A 17,698-nucleotide genomic window follows, 5' to 3' on the forward strand; every position below is an offset into this window, starting at 1 on the left:
TGGTGATATCCCCATAGCGGGGGCGAGAGTATACCTTTTTTTCCTTCAACCTGAGACAAGCATGAGCGAACTGATTTATTTAAGCGGCTATCCGGAGCATTTGCTCTCGCAGGTGCGCACCCTGATTCGCGAGCAGCGCCTGGGCGCGGTGCTGGAAAAGCGCTACCCGCAGGGGCACAACATCGCGACGGATAAAGCGCTTTATGCTTACACTCAGGAGCTGAAAAACCAGTTTCTGCGCAATGCGCCCCCGATAAATAAAGTCGCTTATGACAATAAGATCCACGTGCTGAACAACGCGCTGGGGCTGCATACCGCAATTTCCCGCGTGCAGGGCAACAAATTAAAAGCTAAGGCGGAAATTCGCGTGGCGACAGTGTTTCGCACCGCCCCTGAAGCTTTTTTACGCATGATTGTGGTTCACGAGCTGGCGCATCTTAAGGAGAAGGATCACAACAAAGCGTTTTACTCCTTGTGCTGTCATATGGAACCGCAGTATCACCAGTTAGAATTCGATACACGACTTTGGCTCACCCAGCTGGCGCTTAGCGGCACGGCTTGATAAAGCCCCGATTTATTGACTATCGACTTCCGGAGAACGCACCCGTTTATGATACGTTTCGCTGTGATTGGAACCAACTGGATCACCCGCCAGTTCGTGGATGCCGCCCATGAGAGCGGCAAATATAAGCTGACTGCGGTGTACTCCCGCAGCCTCGAACAGGCGCAAAGCTTCGCCAACGATTACCCGGTCGAACATCTGTTTACTTCGCTGGATGAGCTGGCGAAGAGTGATGTTATCGACGCGGTGTATATCGCCAGCCCGAACTCGCTGCACGGCCCGCAGAGCCTGCTGTTCCTGAGCCACAAAAAACACGTCATTTGCGAGAAGCCGCTGGCGTCTAATCTGGCCGAAGCTGAAGCGGCTATCGCCTGTGCCCGCGAAAATCAGGTGGTGCTGTTCGAGGCGTTTAAAACCGCCAGCCTGCCGAACTTTATTGCCCTGCAGCAGGCGCTGCCGAAGGTGGGAAAAATCCGCAAGGTGCTGCTCAACTACTGCCAGTACTCTTCCCGCTATCAGCGCTACCTGGACGGCGAAAACCCGAATACCTTTAACCCGGCGTTTTCTAACGGCTCGATTATGGACATCGGTTTCTACGTGCTGGCCTCGGCGGCGGCATTGTGGGGCGAGCCGCACTCCGTTCACGCCACGGCTTCCCTGTTGGACAGCGGCGTAGACGCGCACGGCACCGTTCAGCTGAACTACGGTGATTTTGACGTTACCCTGCTGCATTCCAAAGTGAGCGACTCGACGATCCCAAGCGAAATTCAGGGCGAAGCCGGATCGCTGGTTGTCGAAAAAATCTCTGAATGCCAGCGGGTGACGTTTATCCCACGCGGCGGCAAACCGCAGGATCTGAGCCTGCCGCAGCATATCAACACCATGCTGTACGAAGCGGAGACGTTCGCGCGTCTGGTGGAAGAGAATGAGGTCGATCACGCCGGGCTGGTGACATCGCGCATCACCTCCGCGCTGGCGACCGAGATTCGCCGCCAGACCGGGGTAAAATTCCCGGCGGACGATGTGGGCCAGCAGGCTACGACGTAAAGTATTTCATATAAAAGTGGGTATCAAATATTGACCAAAGCCATGGCTTGTCATATTTTGTTACCTGCAAAGGGGAGTAACTTCATTGCCGGTTAATCGTCATTACGATGCGCAAGCATCCGGTTGCCGGGCGACGTGAAAACGTCGTAAGTGAGACCTTGCCGGAAGGCGAGATCCCTGTTGCAAGCGAAAGCGGCTGGCGTCTTCTGATGTTGGCCGTTTTTGTTTTCAAGGAATCTTATTATGCATACTGTCGGTACTCCGCTGCTCTGGGGCAGCTTCGCCGTCGTGGTCGCCATCATGCTGGCGATCGATCTGCTGGTTCAGGGCCGCCGTGGCTCGCAAACCATGTCAATGAAACAGGCGGCCATCTGGTCGCTGGTTTGGGTTTCACTTTCCCTGCTGTTTAACCTCGCTTTCTGGTGGTACCTCAGCGGCACCGCTGGCCGCGAAGTCGCCGATGCTCAGGCGCTGGCTTTCCTCACCGGCTACCTGATTGAAAAAGCGCTGGCGGTGGATAACGTCTTCGTCTGGCTGATGCTGTTCAGCTACTTTGCCGTGCCTGCTGCGCTGCAGCGGCGTGTGCTGGTCTACGGCGTACTGGGCGCAATCATTCTCAGGACCATCATGATCTTCGGCGGCAGCTGGCTGATTACCCAGTTCGAGTGGCTGCTTTACGTGTTCGGCGCTTTCCTGCTCTTCACCGGTGTGAAAATGGCGCTGGCAAAAGAGGACGATACCGGCATCGGCGATAAGCCGCTGGTTCGCTGGCTGCGCGGCCATCTGCGCATGACGGACAAGATTGAGAACGAGCACTTCTTCGTGCGTCAGAACGGCCTGCTGTATGCAACGCCGCTGCTGCTGGTGCTGATCCTGGTCGAGCTGAGCGACGTGATTTTCGCGGTCGACAGTATTCCGGCGATCTTCGCGGTCACCACCGACCCGTTTATCGTGCTGACCTCTAACCTGTTCGCGATTCTCGGCCTGCGCGCCATGTACTTCCTGTTGGCGGGCGTGGCAGAGCGCTTCTCGATGCTTAAGTATGGCCTGTCGGTGATCCTGGTGTTTATCGGTATCAAGATGCTGATCGTTGATTTCTACCATATCCCTGTCGCCGTTTCGCTGGGCGTGGTGGGCGGGATTCTGGCGGGAACGCTGATTATTAACGCCTGGGTGAACCACCGTAACGACCAAAAGACGTCGGTCAAATAGACCAGCTTCTCATCACAATTTAAGGGGCGTAATGCCCCTTTTTCATTCTGGCAATCCGCTATCGCGTCAAACTGCCGAATATGTGACGCGCATGTTAATAATTAGTTGCAAAATCTAACACTGAGCGCAATTCCAGCTTGAAATGCTTTTTCCCTCCACGCGTTGGCATATACTCACCCGGCAAACACATTTTCTTACAACCGCACAGACGTAGCGCACTACGCACGCGGCACAGCACGACATCACTGAAACACAGGAAGGTATTCATGAGTTCGCAAGCTTCTGGACTACTGCAGCGCTTTGCCCGCGGCAGCCTTGTAAAACAAATTCTTGTTGGTCTGGTACTGGGCATTCTGCTCGCGCTGGTCTCAAAACCTGCCGCTATCGCAACCGGCCTGCTCGGCACGCTGTTCGTTGGCGCGCTGAAAGCCGTGGCGCCGGTACTGGTGCTCACGCTGGTGATGGCCTCCATTGCTAACCACCAGCACGGCCAAAAAACCAATATTCGCCCTATCCTGGTGCTTTATTTACTGGGAACTTTTTCCGCCGCGCTGACTGCGGTCGTCGTTAGCTTTATGTTCCCTTCCACGCTGCACCTGACCAGCAGCGCTACGGACATTACGCCGCCATCCGGGATCGTCGAGGTGGTTCACGGTTTACTGATGAGCGTGATTGCCAACCCGATACACGCCCTGCTGAACGCTAACTACATCGGTATTCTGGTGTGGGCGGTAGGCCTCGGCTTTGCGCTGCGCCACGGAAACGAAACGACCAAAAACCTGGTGAACGACCTGTCTGACGCGGTGACGTTTATCGTGAAGGTGGTGATCCGCTTCGCCCCTATCGGTATCTTTGGTCTGGTGGCTTCTACGCTCGCCACCACCGGTTTTTCCACGCTCTGGAGTTACGCCCAGCTCCTGCTGGTACTGCTGGGCTGTATGTTCGGCGTGGCGCTGATCATCAACCCGCTGCTGGTGTTTATAACCACTCGCCGTAACCCGTATCCGCTGGTGCTGGCCTGCCTGCGCGAAAGCGGGGTGACCGCGTTCTTTACCCGTAGCTCTGCGGCGAATATTCCGGTCAACATGAGCATGTGCCAGAAGATGAACCTGGATCGCGATACTTATTCGGTGTCGATTCCGCTGGGGGCAACGATCAACATGGCCGGGGCAGCTATCACCATTACGGTGCTGACGCTGGCGGCCGTTCATACCCTGGGTGTACCTGTGGATCTACCGACCGCACTGCTGCTGAGCGTGGTGGCTTCACTTTGCGCCTGCGGGGCTTCCGGCGTGGCGGGCGGTTCGCTGCTGCTGATCCCGCTGGCCTGCGGCATGTTCGGCATACCGAACGAGATTGCCATGCAGGTGGTGGCGGTCGGTTTTATCATCGGCGTATTGCAGGATTCCTGCGAAACCGCGTTGAACTCGTCTACCGACGTTATCTTTACTGCCGCCGTTTGCCAGGCAGAAGATGCTCGTCTGGCGAAGACCGATTTGTTACGCGGCTAATCCCGACACTTCCAGCTTTTTACCCTCTCCCTAACCCTCTCCCTAAAAGGGAGAGGGAATAAATCCTGTCTCCCACAGCTTGTTTTCTCCCTCGCCCCTTTGGAGAGAGGGCCGGGAAGTCATAGCGTGACGCCACTTTTAAACAGCGCCAGTTCGCGAAAATCATTTTTCTCGTTGCAGGTTGGCGCGCCGTTCACTTTCTCCACTATCGTCTCAATAAACTGCGCCAGCAGCTCGGGCATCGTGCTGCCATGCAGCAGCCTTCCCGCGTCAAAGTCTATCCAGTGCGGTTTTTTCGCGGCCAGTTCGCTGTTAGTGGCGATTTTTAGCGTCGGCACAAAACCGCCATAGGGCGTCCCTCGCCCGGTGCTGAACAGCACCATATGACACCCCGCCCCCGCCAGCGCGCTGGTGGCCACCGCATCGTTGCCAGGCGCACTCAGCAGATTCAGGCCGGCCTGTTTTAGCCTTTCGCCATAGCGAAGGACATCGACCACCTGGCTTTCACCGGCTTTTTGCGTACAGCCGAGGGATTTCTCCTCAAGCGTGGTGATCCCGCCCGCTTTATTCCCCGGCGACGGATTCTCGTAGATGGGCTGCTGGTGTGCAATGAAGTAGCGTTTGAAGTCGTTAACCATCGCCACGGTTTTCTCAAACGTGGCTTCGTCCCGGCAATGGCTCATCAACAGCCGTTCCGCGCCGAACATTTCCGGGACTTCCGTCAGTACCGTGGTGCCGCCGTTTGCCACTATATAGTCCGAGAACCTGCCCAGCATCGGGTTCGCAGTAATGCCGGACAGGCCGTCAGAACCGCCGCATTCCAGCCCGAATTTCAGCTCGCTCAGTTTGCCCGGTTCGCGCCTGTCGTGGCGCATGGCCTCATACAAAGCACGCAGGTGCTGCAGCCCGGCTTCAACCTCATCGTCCTGCTGCTGAAGTGCCATGAAATGGACACGTTCTGGGTCGTATTCACCCAGAGTTTCGCGGAACGCGCTGATCTGGTTGTTCTCGCAGCCCAGCCCGACCACCAGCACCGCGCCCGCGTTTGGGTGATGCACCATGTTTTGCAGCATGGTGCGGGTGTTGAGATGGTCGTCTCCCAGCTGGGAGCAGCCAAACGGGTGGCTGAACAGCCAGGCACCGTCGATATCCGGAGCGTTATTGGTTTCCTGCAGGAATCGGCTCAGCATCTGCCGGGCAATGCCGTTCACGCAGCCGACGGTCGGCAGGATCCATAGCTCATTGCGCACGCCGACCGCACCGTTGCTGCGGCGATAGATGTTTACTTCCCGGTCGCCAAAAGGCTTCGCTACCGGCACGGCTTCCGGCTGATAGCGGTATTCATCGACGTCATTAAGGTTGGTGCGCAGGTTATGGGAATGAAGATGTTCCCCGGCGGCAACGTTGCAAAGCGCATGGCCAATAGGCAAGCCATACTTCACCACGTTTGCCCCTTCGGCAATCGGCTGGAGCGCAAACTTGTGGCCGCGCGCGATCGGCTGGCGTAGCCTGAAAGTGCCCAGCTGAGTACCGACCTCTTCGCCTTCCGGCAGGTCCACCAGCGCGACAGCTACATTATCCAGCGTATGGATCCTGATATATTGCATCCCGGCCTCAGTTCAGCTCAATGGCGAAATAGTCGCGGGCGTTGTTGAAGCAGATGTTTTTCACCATTTCCCCCAGCAGCGGCAGATCTTCAGGCACTTCCCCCGCCTGAACCCAGTGCCCAAGCATGCGGCACAGAATACGGCGGAAGTATTCGTGGCGGGTGTAGGAGAGGAAGCTGCGGCTGTCGGTTAGCATACCGACGAAGCGGCTCAGCAGCCCAAGCTGGGCAAGCTGGGTCATCTGCCGCTCCATGCCGTCTTTCTGATCGTTAAACCACCAGCCGGATCCAAACTGCATTTTGCCTGGCATCCCTTCGCCCTGGAAGTTGCCGACCATCGTGCCAATCACCTCGTTATCCCGAGGATTGAGGCAGTAGAGAATGGTTTTCGGCAGCAGATTGTCTTCATTTTGCTTGCTCAGTAACTTCGACAACGGCTCGGCCAGCGGGCGATCGTTTATCGAATCAAAGCCTACATCCGGGCCCAGCAGGCGGAACTGCCGCTGGTTGTTGTTGCGCAGCGCGCCGATGTGGTACTGCTGCACCCAGCCGCGACGGGCGTATTCCGTGCCAAGCCAGGCCAGCACCGCCGTTTTAAACTGCGCAACTTCGGTGTCGTTAACCGCGCCGCCGGCCAGGCGACGGGCAAGAATGGCATCCAGCGTGGTTTCATCCGCTTCGGCAAAGACCACCACATCCAGCGCGTGATCGGCCACCTTGCAGCCGTGGGCAGCAAAATGGTCAAGTCTTTTGCTTAGCGCCGCCTGGAGGTCGCTAAAGCGGCGAATATCGGTATCGGACACGGCGGCCAGCGTCGATATGTAGTCTGTAAAGGTCGCCTGCTCGATATTAAAGGCTTTGTCGGGCCGCCAGCTCGGCAGAACTTTGATATCGAAACTGCCGTCTTTAGCCACGGCGGCGTGGTGCGTCAGAGAATCCACCGGATCGTCAGTGGTGCCGACCATTTTCACGTTCATCTGCTGCATGATGCCGCGGGCAGTGAACGCATCTTCCTCCAGCAGGGCATTACACTGCTGCCAGATGTCTTCCGCCGTTACCGGCGAAAGTAACTTGCCGGTGATACCAAACGGGCGGCGCAGTTCCAGGTGCGTCCAGTGGTAAAGCGGATTGCCGAGGGTATGCGGCACGGTGGCAGCCCAGGCATCAAACTTTTCGCGGTCGCTGGCGTCGCCGGTACACAGTCGCTCGGCCACGCCGTTAGTCCGCATCGCCCGCCACTTGTAGTGATCGCCTTTCAGCCAGATGTCATACAGATTTTTAAAGCGATAGTTGTCGGCTATTTGCTGCGGCGGCAGATGGCAGTGATAGTCAAAAATGGGCTGTGATTTCGCGTAGTCATGGTACAGACGGCGGGAAAATTCAGTATCAAGAAGAAAGTCGTCAGTCATAAAGGGTGCCATAGGAGATTTCCTCTGCAGATAACGGGGCTAATTATTCGCATCGTGATGGCACAAAGTTATCACACCAATTTTTAAGCAACGACCACATTTTTGCGTCAATGGTCACAAAACAGACACATAAACTCCGTCCTCATGTGCATAAAACGGACCAAATCCCGCGTCGATACTGACCTGAGAGCAAGGTATAGCCCCACATTACGCGAAAATGCTTTTGTGATATCACTCAACTTATAAAGATGTATGACAAGTTATCGTTCGAACCGTCGCAGTACCTCTTGCCGGGCAACGCTTGCCGCGGATCATGGGTGACAAAAGCAGGAGCGGAAGCCGATTTATCGGGAACAACGTTCACAATAAAGACGGGATGGAGTTAGAAATGCGAAAAATAAAAGGTTTACGCTGGTACATGATAGCGCTGGTGACGCTGGGCACCGTGCTGGGCTATCTGACCCGTAACACAGTGGCCGTTGCGGCGCCCACGCTGATGAGCGAACTGAATATCACCACGCAGCAATACTCGTGGATCATCGCCGCCTATTCGGCCTGTTATACCGTTATGCAGCCTGTCGCGGGCTACCTGCTTGACGTGCTGGGCACCAAAGTCGGCTACGCCGTGTTCGCCGTCGCCTGGGCTATTTTCTGTGGAGCAACCGCGCTGGCGGGCAGCTGGGGCGGCCTCGCACTTGCCCGTGGCGCAGTCGGTGCCGCCGAAGCAGCGATGATTCCAGCAGGATTAAAAGCCAGCAGCGAATGGTTTCCCGCCAAAGAACGTTCTATTGCGGTGGGCTATTTCAACGTGGGGTCGTCCATCGGGGCAATGATCGCGCCGCCGCTGGTGGTCTGGGCCATTGTGATGCACAGCTGGCAGATGGCGTTTATGATAACCGGCGCACTGAGCTTTATCTGGGCCATGATCTGGCTGTGGTTCTACAAAAACCCGCGCGACCAGAAAAAACTCACCAGCGAAGAGCGTGAGTACATCATCAGCGGCCAGGAAGCCCAGCACCAGACAGATAACGCCCAAAAGATGTCGGCGTGGAAAATCCTGCGCAACCGCCAGTTCTGGGGCATCGCCCTGCCGCGATTCCTGGCTGAGCCCGCGTGGGGCACCTTCAATGCCTGGATCCCGCTGTTCATGTTTAAAGCCTACGGCTTCAACCTGAAAGAAATCGCGATGTTCGCGTGGATGCCAATGCTGTTTGCCGACTTTGGCTGCATTCTTGGGGGCTATTTACCGCCGCTGTTCCAGCGCTGGTTTGGCGTTAACCTGATTGTTTCACGCAAACTGGTGGTCACAATGGGGGCCATACTGATGATTGGGCCAGGCACGATAGGCCTGTTTACCAGCCCTTACGTGGCCATTGCTTTGCTCTGCGTGGGTGGATTTGCTCATCAGGCGCTGTCCGGGGCGTTGATCACCCTGTCGTCCGACGTTTTCGGCCGAAACGAAGTCGCCACGGCGAACGGCCTGACGGGCATGGCAGCCTGGACCGCCAGCACCTTGTTTGCCCTGGTCGTCGGTGCCCTGGCCGATACAATGGGCTTCAGTCCGCTTTTCGCGGCGCTTGCCGTGTTCGATCTTCTCGGCGCGATTGTTATCTGGACGGTGCTGAAAAACCAGTCTGCCAGCGAACTCGCGGTCGTTGCTCCTGCTCCGAATGCCGTGACACAGTCTTGATTTAAAAACCGCCGCCTTCGGGCGGTAATTCTCACGTTGGTTGCTAGAGCGTCACCGGGAAAAGTGGTATAACAAATTTATTCACATACCGCCTTCTCCCGGAGCAACTTATGGATGCCGTAGAACCCCGCCGCCTTTATCAGCAGCTTGCCGCCGAATTAAAACAACGCATTGAAACCGGTGTTTATCAGGTTGGGGAAAAACTGCCTGCGGAACGGTTTATCGCCGAAGAGAAAAACGTCAGCCGTACCGTCGTTCGCGAAGCAATCATCATGCTGGAAGTGGAAGGCTACGTTGAGGTTCGCAAGGGCTCAGGTATTCACGTCATGTCTAACCAGGCCAAATACATGACGGTGCCGGATGAGCGTTTTGAGTTTGCCAATTATGGGCCTTTCGAGTTGCTGCAGGCGAGGCAGCTTATTGAAAGTAATATCGCGGAGTTCGCCGCCACCCAGGTCACCAAGCAAGATATTGTGAAACTGATGGAGATCCAGGAAAAAGCGCGAAAAGAGCAAACTTACCGTGATTCTGAGTGGGATCTGCAGTTTCACGTTCAGGTCGCACTGGCTACGCAAAACGGCGCGCTGGCGACCATCGTCGAAAAAATGTGGAGTCACCGCATCTACAACCCGTACTGGAAGAAACTGCACGAACACATCGATATGCGCCCGGTAGATAACTGGTGTGATGATCACGATCGGATTCTTAAAGCCCTGATTCGTAAAGATCCACATGCTGCAAAACTGGCGATGTGGCAGCATCTGGAAAACACCCGTCAAATGCTGTTTAACGCCACCAGCGATGATTTTGAATTCAATGCCGACCGCTATTTCTTTGCAGAAAACCCGGTCATTCACCTTGATACAGCCGCAAACGGTCAAAAATAGTCATTTTTCTACCCGAGGGTAAGCAAACCATAAATAGTGTCAGCGTTTGTAAATACCCTCGCCAGCCTCTCCCCCAGTAAGCAAAATCATTGCTCAACGAACTGCAAATACTGTGACGTATAACGCGCAGTTTTGTTACAATTAGATGCAATTTCACCGCCTGTGTGGGTTAAGCCCCTTCCCGCAGTCGTTTCACGTGATGTTAGTCCGTTCCGGCTGCACGAGCGGTGGGTTGTAGCCAGCAAATAAATATAAAAACCATGCTGCATTCTGCTCATCCGTTTACACCGGCGGCCTAAACGAAGTGCCAGGAACCCTGAATGGAACTACTGACTCAACTGCTTTCCGCTCTCTGGAGCCAGGATTTTGAAACGCTAGCCAATCCGTCGATGATTGGCATGCTCTATTTTGTGCTGTTCATGATTATTTTTCTTGAGAACGGCATACTTCCGGCTGCGTTCTTACCCGGCGACAGCTTACTGGTATTGGTTGGGGTTCTGATCGCCAAAGGGGCGATGGGTTTCCCGGAAACGCTGGCGCTGTTGACCATTGCCGCGAGCCTTGGCAGCTGGCTGGGCTATTTCCAGGGGCGCTGGCTGGGTAATACCCGCATCGTCCAAAACTGGCTGTCGCACCTGCCGGCCCATTATCACCAGCGCTCACATCAGCTTTTCCATAAGCACGGGCTCTCTGCGCTGCTCATTGGCCGCTTTATTGCTTTTGTTCGTACCCTCCTGCCAACTATTGCCGGATTATCAGGTCTTAGTAGCGCACGTTTTCAGTTCTTCAACTGGATGAGTGGCCTGCTGTGGATATTGATTCTGACCACCCTGGGTTATCTGCTGGGCAAAACCCCTGTCTTCCTGAAGTACGAAGACGCCTTGATGTCATGCCTGATGCTGATCCCGGTGGTGCTTCTGGTCATCGGTCTGGTCGGTTCGTTAATCGTGCTTTGGCGTAAAAAACGTGGCCAAAGCAGTTAGAGGGATTCGATGAAATTAGCGTTCACACGCCGCCTGAAGGCGGCGCTGCTTGTTGGAGCCCTGGCGATTGCGTCGCTGATGGTGTGGTCCGGCATGCAGAATAAAGATTCTACCCTCGAAATTCGTGCCTCGCGGCAGGGCGGGAGTATTCCCGACGGCTTCTATGTCTGGCACCACCTGGATGCTAACGGTATCCGCTTTAAAAGCATTACGCCGCTCAATAACACACTACTGGTCACGTTTGATTCCAGCGCGCAGAGCGAGGCGGCAAAAGAAGTGCTCAACCGCACGCTGCCCCAGGGGTATGTCATTGCCCAGCAGGACGGTGATAAAGACGCGCTTGCCTGGCTCTCTATTCTGCGTCCTGACCACAACCACCTCGGCTGATCCCCTTCTCTCAGTCTGAATTTGCTATCATCTTCTGGGTTTTTAGCAGATTCATGACTATGCTTTAGCTGTTTTTACCACTCTTTATCTGCGCTTTTTCGGCACTCTGGAACGACGCATGGAGTATGATCGTCTGATACTTTTATGATTCGTCTTACAATGGAAGGTTTAACCATGAATTACCGCACCGTACTGGCTCTTGCTTTACTCACGCTAACCTCTGCCGCACAGGCAAATACCTTGTGCAGCGAGAAAGAGCAGGATATTCAACGCGAGATTGGCTATGCGGAAAAACATAATAATCAGCACCGTATTGATGGTCTGAAAAAGGCCCTGAGTGAAGTGCGCGCCAACTGCAGCGACAGCAGCCTGCGTGCGGAGCACCAAAAGAAGATAGCCAAACAAAAAGCGGAAATCGAAGAGCGCAAAGCCGATCTCATCGAAGCCCGCCAGAAGGGTGACCCGGACAAAATTACCAAACGCGAGAAGAAACTTGCGGAAGCAGAAGATAGCCTCAAAGCTTTAGAGAAGCGTGATTACTGATTGTGTAGTCGCAGACTTTAAGGATCCATCTCAAACACTCGGAGAGAATTATGTCAAAAGATACTACGTCAGAACATTTACGCGCTGAGTTGAAATCCCTGGCAGACACGCTTGAAGAAGTCCTGAGTGCGTCCACGGACAAGTCAAAAACTGAACTGGACAAACTGCGAGCCAAAGCGGAAAAAACGCTAAAAGAGAGCCGGGATCGCCTGGGCGAAACCAGCGAAGCCATCGCCAAACAAACCCGTGAGGCGGCCACCAAAGCGGATGATTATGTTCGCGAGAACCCGTGGACCGGCGTAGGCATTGGTGCGGCAGTCGGCGTCGTGCTGGGTGTGCTGCTGGCTCGTCGCTAAGATGGCGGATTCTCACCAAAGCCAGGGGCCGGGCAAAAGCGTGCTCGGCGTTGGCCAGCGGCTGGTGACGATTCTGGTCGGCATGGTCGAAACGCGCGTGCGTCTTGCCGTCGTCGAGCTGGAAGAGGAAAAAGCACACATCGTCCAGCTGCTGCTGATGCTGGGTCTGACCATGCTGTTCGCCGCCTTTGGCCTAATGAGCCTGATGGTGCTGGTTATCTGGGCCGTTGATCCGCAGTATCGTCTTAACGCCATGATTGCTACCACCGTCGTCCTGCTATCGCTGGCGTTGATCGGCGGTATCTGGACGCTGCGGAAGTCCCGTCAATCAACCCTGCTGCGCCACACCCGGCGAGAGCTGGAAAACGACAGGGCCCTGCTGGAAGAGGATAAGCGATGAGCGATGCAGACCGTGATAAACGTAAAGCTTATCTGCTCAGCCAGGTTCAGCAGCAGCGGCTCGATCTCAGCGCCGCAAAACGCGACTGGCTGCAGGTCACCGGCCCCTACGATCGCGGCTGGCACACCTTAGTCAGCCTGCGGAGCTACGCGATGATCGCCAGCAGCGTGCTGGCAATCTGGACGGTGAAGCACCCCGGTAAGTTCATGCGCTGGGCCAAACGAGGATTTGGCGCCTGGAGCACCTGGCGGCTGATTCGTAACACGCTTAACACGCCTTCGCGCTAAACTTAAAACACCGCTTCTGGCGGTGTTTTTATTTCTGCCCCTTGCTCTTCAATACCGCGTATTTTTACTTTCCTGACTTAGTTTCCTCAGGATATTTGAAGAACTTAGACAGTTTTCCTTGCTAACAATCCTTTTTCACCCCGTCTATTATCCTCCCCATCGACAGCAAACATCGGTAACCACTGGAGTTTGCGCACCTTTTAAGCCCTGGCCGAAAACGCCGGAAAAAGAACCGCTGGAGAGAAAAATGAAAAAATTAGAAGATGTTGGCGTACTGGTTGCTCGTATTCTGATGCCAATCCTGTTTATTACCGCTGGCTGGGGCAAAATTACCGGTTATGCAGGCACACAGCAGTACATGGAAGCCATGGGCGTGCCGGGTGCGCTGCTGCCGCTGACCATTCTGCTTGAGTTCGGCGGCGGTCTGGCCATTCTGTTCGGCTTCCTGACCCGTACAACCGCGCTGATCACTGCGCTGTTTACCGTGCTGACCGCGTTCCTGTTCCACAGCAACTTTGCTGAAGGCGTGAACTCTATTATGTTCATGAAAAACTTCACCATCGCAGGTGGCTACCTGTTGCTGGCAGTCTTCGGCCCGGGCGCAATCAGCCTTGACCGCGTCCTGAATAAAAAATGGTAAGCGTTCTATACTGATGAACACCGAGAAAGCGAAGACACCGTCTTCGCTTTTTTGCTATTGAGGAGGAGAAAAAATGGGACAACTCATCGACGGCGTCTGGCATGACGTCTGGTACGACACCAAATCGACCGGCGGCCGCTTTAAACGCTCTGAATCCGCCTTCCGCAACTGGCTGACTGCTGACGGCGCAGCGGGCCCCTCCGGCGAAGCCGGGTTCGCCGCAGAGAAAGATCGCTATCATCTGTATGTGTCTCTCGCCTGCCCCTGGGCGCACCGGACGCTCATCGTGCGTAAACTAAAAGGCCTCGAGCCCTTCATCTCCGTTTCCGTCGTTAACCCGCTGATGCTGCAAAACGGCTGGACGTTCGCGGAGGATTTTCCGGAGGCAACCGGCGACACGCTTTACCACCATGAGTTCCTCTACCAGCTTTACCTGCAGGCCGATCCTCATTACACGGGCCGCGTGACGGTGCCCGTACTTTGGGATAAGAAAAACCAGACGATCGTCAGTAACGAATCCGCAGAAATCATTCGGATGTTTAACACGGCCTTTGATGCTCTCGGGGCACGAGCTGGAAACTACTATCCCGACGAGCTAAAAGGTGCGATTGATGAGCTAAACGGCTGGATTTATGACACGGTGAACAATGGCGTGTACAAAGCGGGCTTTGCCACTTCTCAGGAAGCCTACGATGAAGCCGTTGAAAAAGTCTTTGTCTCTCTGGCGCGTCTGGAGCAAATTCTGGGTCAGCATCGCTACTTAACCGGCCCGCAGCTAACCGAGGCAGACATTCGCCTGTGGACGACGCTGGTTCGTTTTGATCCGGTGTATGTCACCCACTTTAAGTGCGATAAATACCGCATCAGCGACTACCCAAATCTTTACGGCTTCCTGCGCGATATCTATCAGTTACCCGGCGTCCGCGAAACGGTGAGTTTTCCGCATATCCGCACCCACTATTATTGCAGCCACAAAACTATCAACCCAACCGGCATTATTTCCATCGGCCCTGCACAGGATTTAGACGAACCGCACGGGCGAGATAAGCGGTTTAGGAAGAGTTAAGAATATTCAGCACAACAATGATTTACGGCCTATGCATTCACGACTATTCTTGAATCGATCGCTTACCGTTCAGGTGATTGTCGGATAATCAAGGCAGGCCTTAAATGGATTGGTATTTCAAAGTATTAAGAAATTATATTGGGTTTGGCGGGCGTGCTCGCCGCAAAGAGTACTGGCTGTTTCATCTGGTGAACTTCATCCTGGCGGGCGTGTTGAGCGTGCTGGATAAAATGCTTGGGCTGCATATCGCCAAGGATGAAGGGGCACTCACCACGATTTATACCGTTCTGGTTTTCCTGCCGCTTTGGGCAGTCCAGTTTCGTCGCCTGCACGACACCGACCGCTCAGCCTGGTGGCTGTTGCTGCTGTTAATCCCGATTGTCGGCTGGCTGATTATTCTGGCATTCAACTGCCAGGACGGTACGCCGGCAACCAACCGCTTCGGGCCAGATCCTAAAGCCCCTGAGCTCTACTAAACAAAAAGGGCGTACCGTAAGGCACGCCCTTTTTCTCATCAGGCTCTGCGCTTAAAACGCTTGTTCGCTCTGCTGTTCAGCTTTCTTCGCCAGACCATCCAACAGTTTTTGATGAATACCGCCGAAACCGCCATTGCTCATGACCAGAATATGGTCTCCCGGCTGGGCCGTTTTCACGACCATCTCTGCGAGCGTATCCACGTCTGCACTCCAGTGGGCCGGCTGCACGCAGGCTTCGGCCACTTCTGCCACCTGCCACGGAATATGCTGCGGCTGAAGCAGGAACACTTCGTCCGCGCGCCCCAGAGAAGGTGCCAGATCGTCTTTGCATACGCCCATTTTCATGGTGTTAGAGCGAGGCTCCAGCACGGCCAGAATGCGAGCTGTGCCGCCCACTTTCCCGCGTAAAGCAGCAAGCGTGGCCAGAATCGCCGTCGGATGATGCGCGAAGTCATCATAAACCGTGACGCCATGTGCCTCACCGCGCAGTTCAAGACGGCGACGGGCGTTCACAAAGCTCCCCAGCGCCTGGGCTGCGTCAGCCGGAGTAACACCAACGTGGCGGGCGGCGGCAATTGCCATCAGTCCGTTATGCATGTTGTGTTCGCCGACCAGCTGCCAGTTCACGGTGCCCACGCATTCGCCGTCCAGGTAAACGTCCCACTGTGAAGCATCGGTCGTCAGCTTCTTCGCCTGCCAGTGGCCCTGATCGCCCACCAGCTCCTGCTCGCTCCAGCAGCCCATCGCCAGGGTTTGCTTCAGATTGATATCGTTTTCCGGCCAGATAATTTTTCCCTGGCCCGGAACGATGCGAACCAGGTGATGGAACTGCTTCTGGATTGCTTTCAGATCGTCAAAGATATCCGCGTGATCGAACTCGAGGTTATTGAGGATCAGCGTCCGCGGGCAGTAATGGACAAATTTGGAGCGTTTGTCGAAGAAGGCGCAGTCGTATTCATCGGCTTCAATGACGAAGAAGGCGCTATCGCCCAGGCGCGCAGACACGTCAAAGTTGCCCGGTACGCCGCCGATGACAAAGCCAGGCTTATAGCCACAGGCTTCAAGGATCCAGGTCGCCATACCGGCGGTGGTAGTTTTCCCGTGCGTACCCGCCACAGCAATTACCCAGCGATCACGCAGCACAAAGTCATGCAGCCATTGCGGGCCTGACATATACGGAATGCCCTGCTCCAGAACGGCTTCCACGCACGGGTTTCCGCGCGTCATCGCGTTACCGATGATCACCAGATCCGGATGTGGGTCGAGCTGGCTGGCGTCATAACCTTCGATTAACGAGATCCCCTGCTCTTCGAGCAACGTACTCATCGGCGGGTAAACATTGGCGTCCGAGCCCGTCACTTCATGCCCTAAAGAGCGAGCCAGCATCGCCAGGCCGCCCATAAAGGTGCCACAGATCCCTAGAATATGAATGCGCATACGAAACTATCCTTTCTTTGTTTGGCGCACATTCTAACCGCATGACTGCGGAGGCGAAACGCATTTCAGGATATTCCTTATCTTGCTGGCGCGATTCACCTGTGCGCGACAATTTGAAAATTTGTTAAGATTGTTGCGATCGCTTTATCCAACATAATGATGCAGGGAAAGTGTTATGAAAACGTTAGGTGAATTTATTGTCGAAAAGCAGCATGAGTTTTCCCATGCTACCGGTGAGCTCACGGCTTTACTGTCGGCAATAAAGCTGGGCGCTAAAATCATCCACCGCGATATCAATAAGGCCGGTCTGGTCGATATCCTGGGGGCGAGCGGTGCCGAGAACGTGCAGGGCGAGGAGCAGCAAAAACTCGACCTGTTCGCGAATGAAAAACTGAAGGCAGCGTTAAAAGCACGCGGCATTGTGGCCGGTATCGCCTCCGAAGAAGAAGACGAGATCGTGGTCTTTGAAGGCGCCGAGCAGGCAAAATATGTCGTGCTGATGGACCCGCTTGACGGATCTTCTAACATTGATGTCAACGTCTCCGTTGGCACCATTTTCTCTATTTATCGCCGCATTACGCCAGTCGGCACGCCGGTCACCGAGGAGGACTTTCTCCAGCCGGGTAATCAGCAGGTTGCCGCCGGTTACGTGGTTTATGGCTCATCAACGATGCTGGTTTACACCACCGGCTGCGGCGTACACGCCTTCACCTACGATCCTTCTCTCGGCGTATTCTGCCTGAGCCAGGAACGTATGCGCTTCCCGGAGAGAGGCAACACTTACTCCATCAACGAAGGCAACTACATTAAATTCCCGACCGGCGTGAAGAAGTACATCAAGTTCTGCCAGGAAGAAGATGCCGCCAGCAAGCGCCCGTACACCTCGCGCTACATCGGTTCACTGGTGGCGGACTTCCACCGCAACCTGCTGAAAGGCGGGATTTATCTTTACCCAAGCACCGCCAGCCACCCGGAAGGGAAACTGCGTTTACTGTATGAGGGCAACCCGATGGCGTTCCTCGCGGAACAGGCCGGCGGGAAAGCCAGCGACGGGAAAGAGAGAATTCTGGATATCATCCCAACCACGCTGCACCAGCGCCGCCCGTTCTTCGTCGGCACGAAACACATGGTCGATGACGTAGAGCGCTTTATTCGCGAATACCCGGACGCCTGATTTCCCGACGTGATACGCCTCTCCT

The 17,698-nt window shown here is 55.1% G+C and carries 19 protein-coding genes; 16 read left to right on the forward strand and 3 right to left on the reverse strand.

The features are described from left to right. Positions 1 to 61 precede the first annotated feature (61 nt). The 4 genes from F3J29_RS14565 to sstT all read left to right on the forward strand — a co-directional run bounded on the left by F3J29_RS14565 (position 62) and on the right by sstT (position 4,332). The gene (locus F3J29_RS14565) at positions 62 to 562 is read left to right on the forward strand and encodes a M48 metallopeptidase family protein (RefSeq protein WP_166867108.1); all 501 of its coding nucleotides are present in this window, start codon (positions 62 to 64) and stop codon (positions 560 to 562) included. 48 nt (positions 563 to 610) lie between these two features. Then, on the forward strand, positions 611 to 1,609 hold the full coding sequence (locus F3J29_RS14570) for a Gfo/Idh/MocA family protein (RefSeq protein ID WP_166867110.1): 999 nt from the start codon (positions 611 to 613) through the stop codon (positions 1,607 to 1,609). A 243-nt stretch (positions 1,610 to 1,852) separates the two neighbouring features. Next, positions 1,853 to 2,821 carry a TerC family protein gene (locus F3J29_RS14575; RefSeq protein ID WP_166867112.1) on the forward strand — a complete coding sequence of 323 codons (969 nt, stop codon included), beginning with the start codon at positions 1,853 to 1,855 and terminating at the stop codon, positions 2,819 to 2,821. 266 nt (positions 2,822 to 3,087) lie between these two features. Then, complete coding sequence (gene sstT, locus F3J29_RS14580; protein WP_166867113.1) at positions 3,088 to 4,332, forward strand: serine/threonine transporter SstT; 1,245 nt, start codon at positions 3,088 to 3,090, stop codon at positions 4,330 to 4,332. 119 nt (positions 4,333 to 4,451) lie between these two features. Here the strand turns inward: sstT and F3J29_RS14585 are convergent, their stop codons facing one another. Then, positions 4,452 to 5,939, reverse strand: coding sequence for a UxaA family hydrolase (locus F3J29_RS14585; protein WP_166867115.1), 1,488 nt, complete (start codon positions 5,937 to 5,939; stop codon positions 4,452 to 4,454). 7 nt (positions 5,940 to 5,946) lie between these two features. After that, positions 5,947 to 7,359, reverse strand: a complete 1,413-nt coding sequence (gene uxaC, locus F3J29_RS14590; protein WP_166867117.1) for a glucuronate isomerase — start codon at positions 7,357 to 7,359, stop codon at positions 5,947 to 5,949. A 376-nt stretch (positions 7,360 to 7,735) separates the two neighbouring features. On the opposite strand from uxaC, the gene F3J29_RS14595 reads away from it, so the two are divergent. The 11 genes from F3J29_RS14595 (at position 7,736) to F3J29_RS14645 (ending at position 15,062) form a co-directional block, all read left to right on the forward strand. Then, entirely contained in the window at positions 7,736 to 9,037 is a 1,302-nt protein-coding gene (locus tag F3J29_RS14595; protein ID WP_166867119.1) for an MFS transporter, read from the forward strand. A 110-nt stretch (positions 9,038 to 9,147) separates the two neighbouring features. Next, the gene (gene exuR, locus F3J29_RS14600) at positions 9,148 to 9,924 is read left to right on the forward strand and encodes a transcriptional regulator ExuR (RefSeq protein ID WP_166867120.1); all 777 of its coding nucleotides are present in this window, start codon (positions 9,148 to 9,150) and stop codon (positions 9,922 to 9,924) included. Positions 9,925 to 10,244: 320 nt separating this feature from the next. Beyond that, positions 10,245 to 10,907, forward strand: a complete 663-nt coding sequence (gene yqjA, locus F3J29_RS14605) for a DedA family general envelope maintenance protein YqjA (protein WP_166867122.1) — start codon at positions 10,245 to 10,247, stop codon at positions 10,905 to 10,907. Between the two features lie 9 nt (positions 10,908 to 10,916). After that, entirely contained in the window at positions 10,917 to 11,294 is a 378-nt protein-coding gene (gene mzrA / locus F3J29_RS14610) for an EnvZ/OmpR regulon moderator MzrA (RefSeq protein WP_166867124.1), read from the forward strand. 174 nt (positions 11,295 to 11,468) lie between these two features. Beyond that, positions 11,469 to 11,837 carry a DUF1090 domain-containing protein gene (locus F3J29_RS14615; RefSeq protein WP_166867126.1) on the forward strand — a complete coding sequence of 123 codons (369 nt, stop codon included), beginning with the start codon at positions 11,469 to 11,471 and terminating at the stop codon, positions 11,835 to 11,837. Positions 11,838 to 11,887: 50 nt separating this feature from the next. Beyond that, positions 11,888 to 12,193 (forward strand): ElaB/YgaM/YqjD family protein, encoded by a 306-nt coding sequence (locus F3J29_RS14620; RefSeq protein ID WP_166867128.1) that lies wholly within the window; start codon positions 11,888 to 11,890, stop codon positions 12,191 to 12,193. 1 nt (position 12,194) lies between these two features. Next, positions 12,195 to 12,593 (forward strand): phage holin family protein, encoded by a 399-nt coding sequence (locus F3J29_RS14625; protein ID WP_085541454.1) that lies wholly within the window; start codon positions 12,195 to 12,197, stop codon positions 12,591 to 12,593. After that, a complete protein-coding gene (locus F3J29_RS14630) occupies positions 12,590 to 12,880 on the forward strand; it encodes a YqjK-like family protein (RefSeq protein ID WP_166867130.1) in 291 nt (96 codons plus the stop codon). Before F3J29_RS14625 ends, F3J29_RS14630 begins: the two co-directional genes overlap by 4 nt. Before the next feature lie 247 nt (positions 12,881 to 13,127). Next, on the forward strand, positions 13,128 to 13,520 hold the full coding sequence (locus tag F3J29_RS14635) for a DoxX family protein (protein WP_038476076.1): 393 nt from the start codon (positions 13,128 to 13,130) through the stop codon (positions 13,518 to 13,520). Positions 13,521 to 13,593: 73 nt separating this feature from the next. Further along, a complete protein-coding gene (locus tag F3J29_RS14640; protein ID WP_166867132.1) occupies positions 13,594 to 14,586 on the forward strand; it encodes a glutathione S-transferase family protein in 993 nt (330 codons plus the stop codon). A 104-nt stretch (positions 14,587 to 14,690) separates the two neighbouring features. After that, entirely contained in the window at positions 14,691 to 15,062 is a 372-nt protein-coding gene (locus tag F3J29_RS14645; protein ID WP_166867135.1) for a DUF805 domain-containing protein, read from the forward strand. A 51-nt stretch (positions 15,063 to 15,113) separates the two neighbouring features. On the opposite strand, the gene mpl is transcribed toward F3J29_RS14645, so the two are convergent. Continuing rightward, entirely contained in the window at positions 15,114 to 16,499 is a 1,386-nt protein-coding gene (mpl, locus tag F3J29_RS14650) for a UDP-N-acetylmuramate:L-alanyl-gamma-D-glutamyl-meso-diaminopimelate ligase (RefSeq protein WP_166867137.1), read from the reverse strand. Between the two features lie 175 nt (positions 16,500 to 16,674). On the opposite strand from mpl, the gene fbp reads away from it, so the two are divergent. Then, entirely contained in the window at positions 16,675 to 17,673 is a 999-nt protein-coding gene (fbp, locus tag F3J29_RS14655; protein ID WP_008460446.1) for a class 1 fructose-bisphosphatase, read from the forward strand. The last annotated feature ends 25 nt before the right edge of the window (positions 17,674 to 17,698 follow it).

Origin of the sequence: Enterobacter sp. Cy-643 (genome assembly GCF_011752815.1) — a bacterium.
In the GTDB taxonomy this organism is placed as follows: Bacteria; Pseudomonadota; Gammaproteobacteria; order Enterobacterales; family Enterobacteriaceae; genus Cedecea.